The following is a 15946-nucleotide window of genomic DNA, read 5'->3' as shown; positions in this document are numbered from 1 at the left end:
GAACTCCTCGCATCTTCGGGTGAGCCGGGCATCGCAATCCTAGGCGGATAGCCGTTCGACATGCGGTGATTGATCGTCTTCGGTGGTGTCGCGGCGTAGCGTGAAGCCCGGATCAGAGGTCCGTGAAAATTTTTGGAGTTGAGCGGAACAGACTCAACTTTGTGAGCGTTGAACAGGTCGATACCGGACACACACAAGGGGAGATTCGTGGACTCGTTCAATCCCACCACCAAGACGCAGGCGGCATTCAACACCGCCCTTCAGGCCGCGGCGGCGGCAGGCAACCCGGAGATCCGTCCGGCGCACTTGCTGGTGGCGTTGCTGGATCAAACCGATGGCATCGCCGCACCGTTGCTCAAGGCCATCGGCGTCGATCCGGCGACAGTCGAACGTGAGGCAGGCGCCCTCGTCGACCGTCTGCCGCGCGCCACCGGCGCCACCACCAAACCACAGCTCGGTCGCGAGGTACTCGCCGCGATGACCGCTGCCCAACAGCTCGCCACCGAGCTCGGCGACGAGTTCGTCTCCACCGAGAACCTCCTGGTCGGATTGGCCCAGGGCGATTCGGATGTCGCCGCGCTGCTGCGCAAGCACGGCGCCACCCCGGAGGCCCTGCGCGACGCGTTCACCGCGGTCCGCGGTGGTAGCGGGCGGGTTACCAGCGCCGATCCGGAGGCGAGCTACCAGGCGCTCGAGAAGTACTCGACAGACCTCACCGAGCTGGCCCGCGCGGGCAAACTCGACCCGGTGATCGGGCGCGACACCGAGATCCGGCGCGTGGTCCAGGTATTGAGCAGGCGCACCAAGAACAATCCCGTCCTCATCGGCGAACCCGGCGTCGGTAAGACCGCCATCGTCGAAGGTCTCGCGCGGCGCATCATCGAAGGCGATGTGCCGGAGTCGTTGCGCGACAAGAAGGTTGTCTCGCTCGACCTCGGCGCGATGGTGGCGGGCGCGAAGTATCGCGGTGAGTTCGAGGAGCGGCTCAAGGCCGTGCTCGATGACATCAAGAACAGCGCGGGCGAGATCATCACCTTCATCGACGAGCTGCACACCATCGTCGGCGCGGGCGGCACCGGCGACTCGGCGATGGACGCGGGCAACATGATCAAGCCGCTGCTGGCTCGCGGCGAGCTGCGGCTGGTCGGCGCCACCACCCTCGACGAGTACCGCAAGTACATCGAGAAGGACGCGGCGCTCGAACGGCGATTCCAGCAGGTGCTGGTCGGCGAGCCGTCCGTGGCAGACACCATCGGCATCCTGCGCGGCATCAAGGAGCGCTACGAGGTGCACCACGGCGTCCGGATCACCGATTCGGCGCTGGTGGCGGCCGCGACGCTGTCGGACCGCTACATCACCTCGCGATTCCTGCCCGACAAGGCGATCGACCTGATCGACGAATCGGCCTCGCGGCTGCGGATGGAAATCGACTCGCGCCCGGTCGAGATCGACGAGATCGAACGGGCGGTGCGTCGCCTCGAGATCGAGGAGGTGGCGCTGGAGAAGGAGACCGACGCCGCGTCCGAGCAGCGGCTCGAGAAGCTGCGCCAGGAACTTGCCGACGACCGCGAGAAGCTCAGCCAGCTCACCACCCGCTGGCAGAACGAGAAGAACGCGCTCGATTCGGCGCGTGGGCTCAAGGAACAGCTCGAGGCCCTGCGCGGGGAGTCCGAGCGGGCGGAGCGCGATGGCGATCTCGGCAAGGTCGCCGAGCTGCGCTACAAGCGCATTCCCGATCTGGAGAAGGAACTCGCCGACGCCGAGAAGGCCAGTGCCGGAGCGTCCGACGGTGACGTGCTGCTCAATGAGGAGGTGACTCCCGACGACATCGCCGATGTCGTCTCGGCGTGGACCGGCGTGCCGGTCGGCCGCATGCTCGAAGGCGAGACCGCCAAGCTGCTGCGGATGGAAACCGAAGTCGCGGGGCGCGTTGTCGGGCAGGAAGAGGCGGTGCAAGCGGTCTCCGACGCGGTGCGAAGGGCGCGCGCCGGGGTCGCCGATCCGAATCGCCCGACGGGCTCGTTCCTATTCGTCGGCCCGACCGGTGTCGGTAAGACGGAGCTGGCGAAATCCCTCGCCGACTTCCTGTTCGCCGACGAACGCGCCATGGTGCGCATCGACATGAGCGAGTACAGCGAGAAGCACTCGGTGGCTCGCCTGGTCGGCGCGCCGCCCGGATATGTCGGCTACGACCAGGGCGGCCAGCTCACCGAAGCGGTGCGCAGGCGGCCGTATTCGGTGGTGCTGTTCGACGAGATCGAGAAGGCGCACCCGGACGTCTTCGATATTTTGTTGCAGGTTCTCGACGAAGGCAGGCTCACCGACAGCCAGGGTCGCACCGTCGACTTCCGCAACACGATCCTGATTCTCACCTCGAATCTCGGCGCAGGCGGCGACCGCGATCAGGTGATGGAGGCGGTGCGGCGCGCGTTCAAGCCGGAGTTCATCAACCGGCTCGACGACGTGGTGATGTTCCACGCGCTCGATGCCGAGCAGCTGGAGTCGATTGTCGACATCAACCTGCGTCAGCTGCAGAAACGGCTCGCCCAGCGCAGGCTGACCCTCGATGTCACCACCGAGGCCAAGCAGTGGCTGGCCGTGCGCGGCTATGACCCGGCCTACGGCGCGCGACCGTTGCGCAGGCTGATCCAGCAGGCCATCGGCGACAGCCTGGCCAAGGAACTGCTCTCCGGTTCGGTCGCCGACGGCGACACGGTGAAGGTGAGTGTGGACGACGCCGCCGACAAGCTCGTCGTCGAACGCGAAGTTATCCACAGCTCGTGATTTATCCACAGCCCGGTGCGTAGCGACCTCCCAAACGCACCGGGCTGTCCTACCCTGGAGCGCATGACGAACCCGAACGATCCGTGGGGGCAACGCCCGGAGGATTCGCCGACCGAACGGCTGGGTTCGCCGGGCACCGACTCGACCACGCCGTACGGAGGCAATTCGTTCGACGAGTGGGGTCAACCGTCGAACCCGACACAGGCGTTGCCGCCGCACGACGCGCAATGGGGTGCCTACGAGAGTGGCTACCCCGCGGCTCAACCCCCGCCACAGCAGGCGCCGCCCGGGTACGACCAGGGCTACCAGGCGCCACCCGGCTACGGCCAGGGCTATCCCGGCGCGCCGCCGCCGGGTTATCCACCGCGTCCGCAGGACGGCGACCAGGGCGAACCACCCAAACGCCACTTCGGTTTGTGGTTCGCTCTCGGTCTGGGAGTGCTCGCGTTGATCGCGGTCGGCGGCGTGCTCGCCGGTCTCGTGCTGAGCGGCAACGACTCGGGTGACAACACCGCCTCGCCTGCGACGACCAGCCAACTGCTCGTCCCGCCGACACCGCGACAAACCACTCCGGGCTCCCCGCCGAGCGCGAGCGGGCTCCCCGGCCTGCCCGGTCTCGGCGGCGAAGATCTCGGCGCCAGCATGGGCAGTATCACCGCCAATACCGGCACCGAGATCACCATGAGTACCCTCGGCGGATCCGATGTGCGGGTGCTGATCGACGATGCCACCCAGGTGATTTCGCTGACCAGCACGAAGGCGAGCGAGCTTCCCGTCGGGGACATGGTTATGGTGCAGGGCGACAAGAACCCAGACGGGTCGATCCACGCCAAGATCATTATCAGTACGGCGTTGCCGGGCGGCCCCCGATGAGCGACCCGCGCGACGAATCCCCGGTGCTACCGGGCAATCACGGCGACGGCTGGATAGGCTAGGCGACGATGACGGCTATGTGGTTCGGGTTAGCAGCGATCGCACTCGTGGGTGCGATAGTCCTGCTGTATTTCGATCGGGTCCAGCGGCAACGCACCGGACACGCGAGACAGGTGTGGGCGAAGTCCCAGGGCTACACCTACGTGTCGGTGGAGCCTGCGCTCGCCTCGACGTGGCGCCGTGGCGCGCTGGCCAAGCTCGGCTACCTCTCGGCGGTCGACGTGGTCTCCGGCATCCGCAAGGGCGAGAAGTTCGTGCTCTTCGACCTCGAGGACGCCGCGACACTGGTGGCTGTGCGACGCCAGATCGGCTCCGAGATCGATGTGGACATGCGGCTCAAGACCGCAGCCCCGCCGAAGGACCACGATCTGGAACTGCTCGGCGCGATCGGCGACCGGGTCGTGTTCGCCACCGATCCCGAGATCGCGCGTCACGCGGTGGATCAGCGGATGGTCGGCTTCATCGAGTCGCTGTCCGACACCGTGCAGATGCTGTGGAGCGAGGGCAACTGGACCCTCGGCATGCTCCCCGTCGGCAGCGGATCCAAGGACTGGGAGACCGCCATCGACGTGGTGCTCCGCCTGTCCGGCCTGCTGCACGTGCTGCCCCCGGTGGCCGAGCCGAACGAGTTCACTCGGCCGCGCTCGAGCGCCAATCTCGCGCCCGGTTTCCGCCCCGAGTACGACGAAGAGGACGACGCTCGCGAATTCGCCGCAGGCCGTAGTGAATACAGCGACGCGGAAGAGCACGGCCGCGCGCGTTTCCCCGGCCCCGACGAACTCGATTCCGAGGACGAGCCCTACGCCCCGCGCGGCGCGGCGGCCCGTTTCTCCGAGAACGGGCCCGTCGCGGCCCGTGGCGCCACGGCTCGCGACGCCGATCGTGCCCCGATCGGCGGCCGCGCCCCCACGCTGCCCGCCGACTACGACCCCGATCTCGACGACCCAGAATTCGAGGACCAGCCCGCCCCGGGCCGTCGCCCGCTCGGCGAACCGCCGAAGCGCCCGTCGCTGGCCGTTGTTCCCGAGCCGCGTCCCCGCACCGAGCCACCGCTCGACGACGCGGAATCGGGTCAGCCGGGTGGACCGTTCCACCCCGGTTTCCGCCCCTACCAGGGCCCTGTTCCGAAGTGATCTACCTGCCGCGGTAGTCGTCGCGGCACTCCGTCGACCGGAATCGACCAGCGATGTCTGATACCCCTCTGCGCCTGCCCGGCGCACACCGTCCCGTCGCGATGATCACCGGACCGACATCCGGCATCGGGCAGGGCTTCGCCCATCGTCTCGCCGCCCTCGGCTACGACCTGGTCCTCGTCGCCAGAAACGCGGAACGACTACGCGAACTCGCCGATGAATTGACCCGTCGTTTCGCCACGTCGACCGAAGTCCTCGTGGCCGACCTGGCCGATGACGCCGATCGCGCTCGCGTCGCGGCCCGTGCCGCGCGCGGCATCGAATTCCTGGTCAACAACGCGGGTTTCGCGCATTCCGGCGAGTTCTGGACGCTGGAGCCCGCGCAGCTACAGGCCCAGCTCGATGTCAACGTCACCGCTGTCCTGCAACTCACCAGGGCGGCCCTGCCGTCGATGGTCGCGGCGGGCGCGGGTTCGATCGTGAATGTGGCGAGTGTGGCCGGGTTGATCCCCGGACGGGGGTCGACCTACTCGGCCTCCAAGGCCTACGTCGTATCCTTCACGGAGGGTTTGGCGGGTGGATTGGTGGGCACCGGTGTCCGCGTCCAAGCGCTGTGCCCCGGATTCGTGCACACCGAGTTCCACGAGCGCGCGGGCATCGAGATGGGTTCACTGCCCGAGCGCCTGTGGCTCGACGTCGATCAGGTCGTCGACGGGTGCCTGCAGGATCTGGACTCCGGCCGGGTGATCAGCGTGCCCGGCGTGCAGTACAAGGTGCTCACCGCGGTCGCGGGCTTCATCCCGCGCACTCTGGTGGCCCGCATGAATCGCGGACTCTTCAACGCACGCGGAAGGACATGACTTAGATGATCGACCAAGCACGTCAGGCGCTCACGGAGGCCGATCGCGACCAGCTGGCCGCCCTCGTGCGCGAGCTCGCGGTCGTGCACGGCAAGGTGACGCTGTCCTCGGGCAAGGAGGCCGACTACTACGTCGACCTACGCCGCGCCACCCTGCACCACCAGGCGGGGCCGCTGATCGGAACGCTGCTGCGCGAGCTCGTCACCGACTGGGACTTCGACGCTGTCGGCGGACTCACCATGGGCGCCGATCCGGTCGCGATGGCCGTGATGCACGCGCCGGGCCGCCCGATCGACGCGTTCGTGGTCCGCAAGGCGGCCAAGGCACACGGCATGCAGCGCCAGATCGAGGGCCCCAACATCGTCGGCAAGCGCGTGCTCGTCGTCGAGGACACCACCACCACCGGCAACTCGCCGCTCACCGCGGTTCGCGCATTGCGCGAGGCGGGCGCGATCGTGGTCGGCGTTGCCACTGTCGTCGACCGGGAAACCGGCGCTGACCAGGTGATTGCCGAGGAAGGGCTGGAATATCGATCCATCCTCGGCCTCGACGATCTTGCCCTGGGATAGCCTGAACATCGCCGAACCCGGACGACGATGTGGTCTGTCCGGACAGTCTGAAGGACGTGTGAGTCACCTGTGGTGAGCATTGCAGTAAACAAAGGTCGCGACAACGTTGCGATGCTCGGGATCGGTGCCTACCGTCCGCAGCGCATCGTCACCAACGCCGAAGTGTGCGAGACCCTCGACTCGACGCCGGACTGGATCTTCGAGCGCACCGGTATCCACAACCGGCGCTGGATCAGCGGCGACGAGACGATCCGGTCGATCTCCGTGGCCGCGGGTGAGCGCGCGCTGACCAATACCCCGATCGATCGAAGCAAGATCGGCGCGGTCATCCTGTGCACCTCGAGCTGGCTCAAGCTCACCCCGCACGGCGCCCCCTCGGTGGCGTTCGACCTCGGGCTCAACGGTGTCGCCGCCTTCGATTTAACGTCCGGGTGCGGTGGCTTCTGTTACGGGCTCGGGGTCGCGGCCGACCTCATCCGTGCCGGTTCGTTCGACTACGTGCTGGTGATCGGCGCCGAGACGATGACCGTCGGCCTCGACCCCACCGACCGCGGTACCGCGATGATCTTCGGTGACGGCGCGGGCGCTGTCGTCGTCGGTCCCGCTGAGGACAACGGGATCTCCCCGACGGTCTGGGGCAGCGACGGCGAGAACGCCGAGGCCATCGCCCAGGACGTCGACTTCCTGGCGTACATGAACAAGGCGCAGGCGCTGCAGGGCACCGATCCGGCGGTCGAGGCCGTCGGCCGGATGTCGCTGCACATGGAGGGCCCGAAGGTCTTCCGGTGGGCCGCGGTCACCCTGCCGCGCGCGCTCTCGGCGGCGCTCGAGTTCTCCGGCGTGGCCAAGGATGACATCGAGGTGTTCATTCCGCACCAGGCCAACGCCCGGATCAACGAGTTGATGAAGAAGAACCTCGGCCTGGCCGAGAGCGTCCCGATCGCCAACGATATCGAGAACACCGGCAACACCTCCGCCGCCTCGGTGCCACTGGCGATCGAGGAAATGCTGGTTACCGGCAAGGCGAAGGGCGGTCAGCTCGCGTTGCTGCTCGGGTTCGGCGCGGGTCTGAGTTACGCGGGCCAGGTAGTGACCCTGCCGCCCGCGCCGAAGGAACCGAGCTTCTGATATGCGAGGGCTGCGCGTGGCTTACCTCGCGGCGGCGGCGGTCACCGTGTTCGGTGCCGTCACCGGCCGCGACCGCCTGCAAGGGGTCGCCAAGCCACTGCTGATGCCGCTGCTCGCCGCCGACACGGTGACCAGCGGCGTCGCGCTCGATCCGGCCGAACGTCGTCTCGTGCTCGGCTCGCTGGCGGCGGCGACGGTCGGCGATGTGCTGTTGCTCGACCCCGACGACGACCGTCGCCTCATCGCGGGCGCGTCGTCCTTCGCGATCATGCAGACCGGCTACTCGCTGCTGTGGTGGAAGCGCGGTGCCCGGCCACGCCCCGAGATCGCCCTCCCGCGAGTGGTGGCCTGGGTCGGCGCGGCAGGCTTGCTGCGCGCCAAGGCCCCGAACCTCGTCGTCCCGCTCACCGCCTACGGCGCGACTTTGGGTACGGCCGCGACCCTGGCTTCGGACCCGGGTCTCGCCCCGGACGCGAAGAACATCGCGGGCCTCAACATTCCGAACGCGGACCCCCGCAGCCGCTACGGCGTCGGGGCGCTGCTGTTCACGATCTCGGACGCGCTGATCGTCGTGCGCCGCCTCTTCGCCCGCGACGACCGCACGCGCCGGCTCGCCGAAGGAGTCATTTTGGCTACCTACGCCGGCGCGCAATACCTGCTCACGGAGCCGGTCGGGCATCGCGACCGCTGATGTCGCCGGCATTCGGGTAATCCGTCGGGTGCGGGCGGACTCGACCTGATCAGACCGCCAGGCGTCAATGCCCAACCGTCGCCCGAAGTCGCGGGGGAGGCGGAACAGCGCTCGGTGTCACATGGCGCTAACGCGGGTGTCGTCCGGGCGCAACACCTCGAGCGCACGCTTCGGAGATGAGTGGGGAAGCGCAGTTCATCGAGGTGCACGGGTATCGCCGGGCGTTCCGGATGGCCGGAACCGGTCCGCCGCTGCTGCTCATCCACGGCATCACCGACAGCTCCCTGACCTGGGCACCGGTCTTCGACGCGCTGGCCGAGCATTACACCGTGATCGCGCCCGACCTGCTCGGCCACGGTGATTCGGATAAACCGCGTGGCGACTACGCCGTGGCGGCCTACGCCAATGGCATGCGCGATCTGCTCAGCATCCTCGGGATCGAACGGGTCACCCTCGTCGGGCACTCGCTCGGCGGCGGGGTAGCCATGCAGTTCGCCTACCAGTTCCCCGAGAAGGTGGAGCGGATCGCGCTGGTGTGCCCGGCGGGGATGGGCGCGGGCGTGCATCCCGCTTTCCGGCTCGCGACGCTGGCGGGTGCGGGCCCAGCCTTGAAGGCGATCACGTGGTGGCCGGTCCGCACCGCCGTGCGCGCCGCGATCCCGGTGGTGACGGCGGCAGGTGGCCTCGGCCTCGGTCCCGACGCCGAATACGTGCTCAGCCTCTACGGCCACCTCTCCGACGCGGGCGCTCGCAACGCCTTCCTGCGCACCATTCGCGCCGCTGCCGACCGTCGTGGCCAGACCATCACCATGCTCGACCGCGGCTACCTCGCCGCCCACCTCCCGACGCTGGTCGTCGGCGGCACCCGTGACACCGTCATCCCGTCGGGTCACTCCGATCGCGCCCACCGAGCCTTTCCCGGCAGTCGCATCGAAATCTTCGTCGGCGCGGGCCATTTCCCGCACCACTTCGACCCGCCCCGCTTCGTCGAACTGATCCGCTCCTTCATCGAAGAGACCGAGCCGGCCGTCTTCGACCCCCTTCGCTGGCAGCGCACTCTCCGTCGTGGCCGCCCGATCGTCGGCCTGCCGTCGCCGTCGAACGCGCCCGTGCCGTCGGTCGAGCCCGCGCCCACGGAAGCACCCGGGCCCACGGACGCACCCGCGCTCACAGCACCAGGATGATCCGATCGCGGTCCAGCGGGTCGACCCGAATCGAAACAGTCTCTCCCACAACCATTCTCGCCTTGTATACCGGCATCACATCCACGACGATCGTCCCGTGGTAACTCTCGGCGCCCGGCACCGTGAGCTCCACATCGAACTCGGTCAGTTCGCTCGCGTGATCGGTCCGGCTCAACGGATGCACACCATCGATCCGCGCCCACCCCTCCAGCCCGTGTTTGCGCAGCCGTCGATCCGCCCGCGTCGGCATCGATGCCAGCGCCATCGCGATCCCGCACGCCGAGCCGAACAGCCCCACCATGATCATCACCTGATACGGCGCGGTCCCCGGCGGCGCGTGCGGAGCCAGCCACCCCAACCACACCGCGAGCACGATCAGATACCCCGCCACGACGCCGACCAGCGCCCGCGATACCCGCGCATGATCCATCACGCTCACCACCGAAAAGATCCCGTTCCTCCAGGATAAGCGGCGATCGCGGGCCGTCGCGATTACGCTTCGGTCATGAGTTACCCGGACAACGGGCCCCAGGGCTATCCCCAGGCCTATTACGGCCCGCCGCCCGAACATCCGCAAGCCACCACGGTCCTCGTCCTCGGCGTGCTCGGTATGTCGCTGTGCAGCTTCTGCGCTCCGTTCGCCTGGCTCAAGGGTCGCTCGGTGCTCGCCGAAATCGACGGTTCCGGCGGTCGGATCGGTGGCCGCACGCAGGTGTACGCCGGCTACATTCTGGGCATCGTCGGCACGTGCCTGCTGGTCTCGATGGTCCTGATCGTCGGCGCCGCCGTGGTACTGATGATCGTCGGCGCGATGGCCGATTCCTCGTCATAGCCGACCCCCGCCTAGCATTGCCGGGTGGATGAAGCAGAGGTCGCGGGCCCGACCGAGTGGGGCGAGCACCCGCACGGCCTCGGCCCGTGGGAGCAGGAATACGACACCCCCGTCCCCATCGACGCGCGCTACGACCCTGTCCTGCTGGCCGAGGGCGACCGCCGCAACGTTGTCGACGCCTACCGCTACTGGACTCGTGAGGCGATCGTCGCCGACATCGACGCCCGCCGCTTCCCCTTCCACGTGGCTATCGAGAACTTCGGCCACGACGCCAATATCGGCACCGTGGTTCGCACCGCCAACGCCTTCGCCGCCGCGGCGGTGCATATCGTCGGTAGGCGGCGCTGGAATCGTCGGGGCGCCATGGTCACCGATCGCTACCAGCACCTCGTCCACCACAGCGATCTCGCCGAACTGCGCGAGTTCGCCGAGCGCGCGGGTTTGACGGTGGTCGCCGTCGACAATGTGCCCGGCGCGGTCCCACTGGAGACCGCCGAGCTGCCGCGCGACTGCCTGCTGCTGTTCGGCCAGGAGGGCCCCGGCGTCAGTGAAGACGCGAAAGACGCAGCGGCACTGACTGTTTCGATCGCCCAGTTCGGTTCGACCCGCAGTATCAACGCCGGCGTCGCCGCGGGCATCGCCATGCACGCCTGGATCCGCCAACACGCCGACCTGTCCGTAGCCTGGTAACGGAATGGGTACGGAATGTCGGTACCACCTGGCACCATGTGTTCATGACCTCGCGCAGCGGCCGGCGCCCCCAGCCCTCTGATCGCGCCGGATCCGTGCCGACCCCGGCGCTGTGGTCCGAGCGTGCCGATATGGCCGAGTCCGCGATCATCTCGCGGCATCTGCGGACGCTGTGGGGTTTTCCGGGAACGGAATTGGGTGTCGTCGGCTGGCCGGCGACCAATCGCGAACGGGCGTTCGCCGGGTGGCACTACTGGTGGCAGGCCCATCTGCTCGACGTCGCGGTCGATGCCGCCAATCGGGTACCCACCCCGGCCCGCCGCAGGCGGATCGGCGCGATCGCGCGCGGCATCCGGCTGCGCAACCTCACCGGCTGGACCAACCGCTACTACGACGACATGGCCTGGCTGGCCATCGCCCTGGAACGCGCCGAGCGCACGCAGGAACTCACCTCCGCCCGCAGCGGTCTGGTCGCCCTCGAACAGAAGCTCTACAGCGCCTGGGAACCCGAGGTCGGCGGCGGCATTCCGTGGCGGATCAAATCGGACTTCTTCAACGCCCCCGCCAATGGTCCGGCGGGCATCGCGCTCTTACGCCTTGGCCGGGTCGAGCGCGCGCGAGAGATGGCCGACTGGCTCGATGCCACCCTGCGCGACCCTGAATCCGGTCTGATCCTCGACGGTATCCACCTACCCTCCGGCGAGATCGAACGCCCGGTGTTCAGTTACTGCCAGGGCGTCGTGCTCGGTCTGGAAGCGGAACTGGCCGTGCACACCGACGACGACGAACGTCACGTCGACAGGGTGCGCGCCTTGCTGGCCGCGGTGGAAGAACACATGACCACCCGCGGGGTGATCAATGGCGGCGGCGGCGGTGACGGCGGCCTGTTCAACGGCGTGCTGGCGCGCTACCTCGCGGTGGTCGCCCTGATGCTGCCCGGTGAGGACAAGCAGGTCGAAACCGATCGGCGCACCGCGGCGGCCATCGTGAAAGCCTCGGCGACCGCCGCCTGGGCCAATCGACTCGAGTTCGAAGGCGAGCCGCTGTTCGGGTTCGACTGGAGCAAACCGGCCAGGCTGCCGGGCGGCACAACGGGCGCGGGCAAATTCACCGCGGGCGGTTCGGTGACGGCCTCGGCGGTGCCCGAACGCGACCTATCCGTGCAGTTGTCCGGCTGGATGTTGATGGAAGCGGCCTACCAGGTCACCGCGGCCGGGCTGTAGCGCAGCGCGCGGACAGCCTCGGTACGCGGACGACTCAGTGCTCGGAATCGACCGCGACGGTCGGCTCGAGGTCGTACTCCTCGAGCGGCTGCGCCATCTCCTGGCGATAGTGCCGGATACCGAGGATGGTGCCGATGACGAGACCGACGATCAGCGTGCCGATCACGGCGGGCATCAACCACGGGACCTGCTCGAGGAACTCGCCCGCGTAGTACCCGATCAACAACAGCACCGGCGCCCAGATGATCGCGCCGAGCGTGCTGGCGACGGTGTAGCGCCGATGGTCCATCCCGGCCGCGCCCGCCACCATCGGGCACAGCGTGCGCACCCACGGAATCCAACGGGCCACCAGTACCGCCAAAAACCCGTGCCGTTCGAGCAGACCGGTGACCTTGGCCAGATTCTTGGTGTTGATATATCGGCCGTTCTTGCGCGCGACCAGGCGATGCCCGGTTCGCGCTCCGACGACATAACCCACCTGGTTGCCCGCGATCGCGGACAGCATCGTGCCCACCGACAACGCCCAGACCTGCGCTTCGCCGTTGGCGTGCGAGGCGAGCACGATGCCCGCGGTGATCAGCATCGAATCACCGGGCAGGAACAGCCCGATGATGAACGCGCATTCGAGAAAGACGAAAACCAGCACCACCGTGCAGACCACAGCGGGGCCTGCCGAGATCAGCGGATCGAAGCTGCCCATAGCGAGGGTCGACGGTACAGCGGTCACGCCGGATCAGTGAGTCTCGTTCGTCGAAGCAGCCAGCTCACCGCTCTGCGCCGGCACAGCCGGTGCGTTGCGGCGCTCGAGCACCTTCTTGCCGACCGTGATGATCGCGGGCAGGATCGAGACGAACACGATCATCAGGAAGATTCCCTCGATGTGATCGCGGATGAAGGGCACATTGCCGAGGAAGTAGCCCAGGATCGTGACGCCGCCACCCCACAGCACCGCGCCGACGATGTCGAACGCCACGTACTTGCGGTAGCTCATCTGCGACACACCGGCCAGCACCGGCATGAACGTGCGCACGATCGGCACGAACCTGGCCAGGATGATGGTCTTGGGGCCGTGCTTCTCGAAGAACTCGTGCGTCTCGGTGACGTAATGCTTCTTGAAGAAGCGGCTGTCTTCCTTGTTGAAGATGGCCGGACCGATCTTGCGGCCGATCCAATACGCACACTGGTCGCCGAGGAACGCTGTGAGAATCACCAACGGTACGAGGACCCAGATCGAGAGGGTCGAACCCGGTTGCGCGGCGAGCATGCCACCGGTGAACAGCAGCGAGTCACCTGGCAGCAACGGGAACAGCAGACCCGTCTCGATGAAGACAATCGCCAGGATGGCGGGCAGTACCGCGTTCGCGAGCCAGGTCTCCTGGAGTAGATACATCGGGTCCAGCAACTGCGTCAACGCAAGGTTGGTCGTCACCGCATCGGATACCGCCAGCAAAGTCACGGCCCCCAGAGTACCGGTCCGATCTGTGACATGAGTGCCCTGCGGGTGAACCTCGGCCACCGGGTGATCTCGCGTTCGCCTTCCTAATTTAGGGTGTGGCCTGACAGAATTGGTTTTTGCTCCCCACAAGACGGAGGTCACTGCTGTGCCTATCGCGACCCCGGAGGTCTACGCCGAGATGCTCGGCCGGGCCAAGGCGCACTCGTTCGCGTTCCCGGCTATCAACTGCACGTCGTCGGAGACGATCAACGCCGCCATCAAGGGCTTCGCCGACGCGGGCAGTGACGGCATCATCCAGTTCTCCACCGGTGGCGCCGAATTCGCCTCCGGCCTCGGCGTGAAGGACATGGTCACCGGCGCGGTGGCGCTGGCCGAGTACGCGCACGTCATCGCCGCGAAGTACGACGTGACGATCGCGCTGCACACCGATCACTGCCCCAAGGACAAGCTGGACACCTATGTGCGTCCGCTGATCGCGATCTCGCAGGAGCGCGTGAACAACGGTCTGAACCCGCTGTTCCAGTCGCACATGTGGGACGGCTCGGCCATCCCGATCGACGAGAACCTCGAGATCGCCAAGGAACTGTTGAAGGCCTGTCAGTCGGCCAAGATCGTTCTCGAGGTCGAGATCGGTGTTGTCGGCGGCGAGGAAGACGGCGTCGAGGCCGAGATCAACGACAAGCTCTACACCTCGCCCGAGGACTTCCAGAAGACCATCGAGGCACTCGGCGCGGGCGAGAACGGGCAGTACCTGCTGGCCGCCACCTTCGGCAACGTGCACGGTGTGTACAAGCCGGGCAACGTGGTGCTCAAGCCCGAGGTGCTGGCCGAGGGGCAGCGCGTGGCCGCGGAGAAGCTGGGCCTCGAGTCCGGTGCGCAGCCGTTCGACTTCGTCTTCCACGGTGGTTCGGGCTCGCTGAAGTCCGAGATCGAGGACTCCCTGCGCTACGGCGTGGTGAAGATGAACGTCGACACCGACACCCAGTACGCCTTCACCCGCCCGATCGCCGGTCACATGTTCGCCAACTACGACGGTGTGCTGAAGATCGACGGTGAGGTCGGCAACAAGAAGGTCTACGACCCGCGCAGCTACCTGAAGAAGGCCGAGACCTCGATGGCCGAGCGCGTGACGGAGGCCTGCAACGACCTGAAGTCGGCCGGACGCTCCGTCAGCGGTTCCTGATTTTCGTACCGAACAACGGGGCCCGAGCTCATGAGTCTTGATGTCCGTGTGCTCGGGCCCGTACGACTGCTCGTCGGCGGCGAGCCGGTAGCGGTCGGCGGGCCCAAGCCGCGCGCTCTCCTTGCCGCGCTCACCGTCAACCGGCGGCGCGCGGTGTCTTCTGCTGTGCTCGCCGAGATGGTCTGGAACGAGGATCCGCCGGATTCCTACGCGGCCAGCCTGCAGGTGTTCGTGTCGAATATCCGCAAGGCGATGCGCAACGCGGGGATCGATTCGGCGCAGGTGTTGCGGACCGAGGGTGCGGGCTATCGGCTCGAAATCCCCGATACCGCATGCGATCTCGGACGTTTCGAGAGCGCACGCGAAGCGGGCGCGCGGTGTCTGGACGTCGGGGACCACCCCGGTGCCGCCAATCTCTTCGGCGCGGCACTGCGGGAGTGGACCGGGCGGGCGCTGGCCGATCTGGCCGGATTGCAATTCGCCGACGGGTTCGCCACCGCGATGAACGAGGAGCGGCTACTCGCTGTCTCCGCCCGCGTCGACGCTGAAATCGCCTGCGGGCGAGCTTCTTCGGTGATCGGCGAGTTGGTGTCGATGACCAACGAGCATCCACTGCGCGAGCCGCTGTGGGGTCAGTTGATCACCGCGCTGTACCTGTCCGGGCGGCAGGCCGATGCGTTGGAGGCTTGCCGGCGGGTGCGTGGTGTGCTGGCCGAGGAACTGGGAATCGATCCCGGAGCCGCGTTGATCGAACTGGAGCGTCAGGTTCTGCGGCAGGAGCCGTTGAATGTGTTGGCGTCCAGGCGATCCGATCAGGTGGCCGCGGCGATGACCGAGACGGTGACCGAGGTGCCGCAGTCGATTCGCAACGGCAATCTGCGGTTCGCGGATGGGCGGACGTTGCCGATTCCGCACGGGGGGATTCGGATCGGGCGGATGACGGATAACGAACTGGTGCTCGATGATCCGAAGGCCAGTCGGTATCACGCGCACATCATGCCCAGCCGGGCTGGGTTGTTGATCAAGGATTTGCACTCGGCCAATGGGGTTTACGTCAATGAGGTGCCGATTGATAATGGGGCGTTGTTGGCCGATGGGGATGTGATTCGGATCGGGGGGACGGTTTTGGTGTTTATCGCTGTGAAGTAGGGCTGGGGTGGAGCTGGTGGCTGGGGTGATACGGGGTGGCGCGGGACGGGGGAGTCCTGGGGTAAGGGATTGCCCGGGGAGGTTGTCCTGGGGCAAGGGATATCGGGGTTCGGTAGTCCCAGGCTGTATAC

The 15946-nt window shown here is 67.2% G+C and carries 16 protein-coding genes; 13 read left to right on the top strand and 3 right to left on the bottom strand.

Annotated features, from left to right (window positions below):
• Positions 1-207: 207 nt before the first annotated feature.
• The 8 genes from clpB to NA12_RS31135 all read left to right on the top strand — a co-directional run bounded on the left by clpB (position 208) and on the right by NA12_RS31135 (position 9282).
• Positions 208-2784 (top strand): ATP-dependent chaperone ClpB, encoded by a 2577-nt coding sequence (gene clpB / locus NA12_RS31170; RefSeq protein WP_067459794.1) that lies wholly within the window; start codon positions 208-210, stop codon positions 2782-2784.
• A gap of 63 nt (positions 2785-2847) precedes the next feature.
• Positions 2848-3657 (top strand): DUF5666 domain-containing protein, encoded by an 810-nt coding sequence (locus NA12_RS31165; protein WP_067459791.1) that lies wholly within the window; start codon positions 2848-2850, stop codon positions 3655-3657.
• Positions 3658-3764: 107 nt separating this feature from the next.
• Positions 3765-4850: a TtfA family protein gene (locus tag NA12_RS34360; protein WP_243654763.1), complete on the top strand. Its 1086-nt coding sequence runs from the start codon at positions 3765-3767 to the stop codon at positions 4848-4850.
• A 53-nt stretch (positions 4851-4903) separates the two neighbouring features.
• Entirely contained in the window at positions 4904-5710 is an 807-nt protein-coding gene (locus tag NA12_RS31155; protein ID WP_067459785.1) for an SDR family NAD(P)-dependent oxidoreductase, read from the top strand.
• A gap of 5 nt (positions 5711-5715) precedes the next feature.
• On the top strand, positions 5716-6279 hold the full coding sequence (pyrE, locus tag NA12_RS31150) for an orotate phosphoribosyltransferase (RefSeq protein ID WP_067459783.1): 564 nt from the start codon (positions 5716-5718) through the stop codon (positions 6277-6279).
• 69 nt (positions 6280-6348) lie between these two features.
• Positions 6349-7407, top strand: a complete 1059-nt coding sequence (locus tag NA12_RS31145) for a beta-ketoacyl-ACP synthase 3 (protein ID WP_067459780.1) — start codon at positions 6349-6351, stop codon at positions 7405-7407.
• 1 nt (position 7408) lies between these two features.
• On the top strand, positions 7409-8098 hold the full coding sequence (locus NA12_RS31140) for a lysoplasmalogenase family protein (RefSeq protein WP_067459777.1): 690 nt from the start codon (positions 7409-7411) through the stop codon (positions 8096-8098).
• A 176-nt stretch (positions 8099-8274) separates the two neighbouring features.
• Complete coding sequence (locus tag NA12_RS31135) at positions 8275-9282, top strand: alpha/beta fold hydrolase (protein WP_067459774.1); 1008 nt, start codon at positions 8275-8277, stop codon at positions 9280-9282.
• Here NA12_RS31135 and NA12_RS31130 read toward each other — a convergent pair.
• Complete coding sequence (locus NA12_RS31130) at positions 9266-9712, bottom strand: hypothetical protein (protein WP_067459771.1); 447 nt, start codon at positions 9710-9712, stop codon at positions 9266-9268. The genes NA12_RS31135 and NA12_RS31130 overlap by 17 nt on opposite strands.
• A 75-nt stretch (positions 9713-9787) precedes the next feature.
• Between NA12_RS31130 and NA12_RS31125 the strand changes: the two genes are divergently transcribed.
• From NA12_RS31125 to NA12_RS31115, 3 genes are all read left to right on the top strand, one after another.
• Complete coding sequence (locus NA12_RS31125) at positions 9788-10114, top strand: hypothetical protein (protein ID WP_067459767.1); 327 nt, start codon at positions 9788-9790, stop codon at positions 10112-10114.
• Positions 10115-10138: 24 nt separating this feature from the next.
• The gene (locus NA12_RS31120) at positions 10139-10804 is read left to right on the top strand and encodes a TrmH family RNA methyltransferase (RefSeq protein WP_067459764.1); all 666 of its coding nucleotides are present in this window, start codon (positions 10139-10141) and stop codon (positions 10802-10804) included.
• Between the two features lie 131 nt (positions 10805-10935).
• On the top strand, positions 10936-12027 hold the full coding sequence (locus tag NA12_RS31115; protein WP_067459855.1) for a glycoside hydrolase family 76 protein: 1092 nt from the start codon (positions 10936-10938) through the stop codon (positions 12025-12027).
• A gap of 34 nt (positions 12028-12061) precedes the next feature.
• On the opposite strand, the gene NA12_RS31110 is transcribed toward NA12_RS31115, so the two are convergent.
• Entirely contained in the window at positions 12062-12727 is a 666-nt protein-coding gene (locus NA12_RS31110; RefSeq protein ID WP_067459761.1) for a DedA family protein, read from the bottom strand.
• 33 nt (positions 12728-12760) lie between these two features.
• Positions 12761-13417, bottom strand: coding sequence for a DedA family protein (locus NA12_RS31105; protein WP_067459852.1), 657 nt, complete (start codon positions 13415-13417; stop codon positions 12761-12763).
• Positions 13418-13628: 211 nt separating this feature from the next.
• Here NA12_RS31105 and fbaA point away from each other — a divergent pair, with 211 nt between their 5' ends.
• Together fbaA and NA12_RS31095 are read left to right on the top strand one after the other, a co-directional pair.
• Positions 13629-14666, top strand: coding sequence for a class II fructose-bisphosphate aldolase (fbaA, locus tag NA12_RS31100; RefSeq protein WP_067459758.1), 1038 nt, complete (start codon positions 13629-13631; stop codon positions 14664-14666).
• A 30-nt stretch (positions 14667-14696) separates the two neighbouring features.
• On the top strand, positions 14697-15815 hold the full coding sequence (locus NA12_RS31095) for a BTAD domain-containing putative transcriptional regulator (RefSeq protein WP_067459755.1): 1119 nt from the start codon (positions 14697-14699) through the stop codon (positions 15813-15815).
• Positions 15816-15946 lie beyond the last annotated feature (131 nt).

Origin of the sequence: Nocardia alba NBRC 108234, assembly GCF_001612665.1 — a bacterium.
GTDB classification, from domain to species: domain Bacteria; phylum Actinomycetota; class Actinomycetes; order Mycobacteriales; family Mycobacteriaceae; genus Nocardia; species Nocardia alba.
The sequence above is the reverse complement of the archived record's forward strand: the minus strand, read 5'-3'. Positions and strand labels throughout refer to the sequence as shown.

Coding starts and splice junctions, on each gene's coding strand:
- NA12_RS31115 (WP_067459855.1), top strand. CDS start 10,936: ATGGCCGAGTCCGCGATCATCTCGCGGCATCTGCGGACGCTGTGGGGT.
- NA12_RS31110 (WP_067459761.1), bottom strand. CDS start 12,727: ATGGGCAGCTTCGATCCGCTGATCTCGGCAGGCCCCGCTGTGGTCTGC.
- NA12_RS31140 (WP_067459777.1), top strand. CDS start 7,409: ATGCGAGGGCTGCGCGTGGCTTACCTCGCGGCGGCGGCGGTCACCGTG.
- NA12_RS31125 (WP_067459767.1), top strand. CDS start 9,788: ATGAGTTACCCGGACAACGGGCCCCAGGGCTATCCCCAGGCCTATTAC.
- NA12_RS31105 (WP_067459852.1), bottom strand. CDS start 13,417: ATGTATCTACTCCAGGAGACCTGGCTCGCGAACGCGGTACTGCCCGCC.
- NA12_RS31165 (WP_067459791.1), top strand. CDS start 2,848: ATGACGAACCCGAACGATCCGTGGGGGCAACGCCCGGAGGATTCGCCG.
- NA12_RS31155 (WP_067459785.1), top strand. CDS start 4,904: ATGTCTGATACCCCTCTGCGCCTGCCCGGCGCACACCGTCCCGTCGCG.
- NA12_RS31095 (WP_067459755.1), top strand. CDS start 14,697: ATGAGTCTTGATGTCCGTGTGCTCGGGCCCGTACGACTGCTCGTCGGC.
- pyrE (WP_067459783.1), top strand. CDS start 5,716: ATGATCGACCAAGCACGTCAGGCGCTCACGGAGGCCGATCGCGACCAG.
- NA12_RS31130 (WP_067459771.1), bottom strand. CDS start 9,712: ATGGATCATGCGCGGGTATCGCGGGCGCTGGTCGGCGTCGTGGCGGGG.
- NA12_RS31135 (WP_067459774.1), top strand. CDS start 8,275: ATGAGTGGGGAAGCGCAGTTCATCGAGGTGCACGGGTATCGCCGGGCG.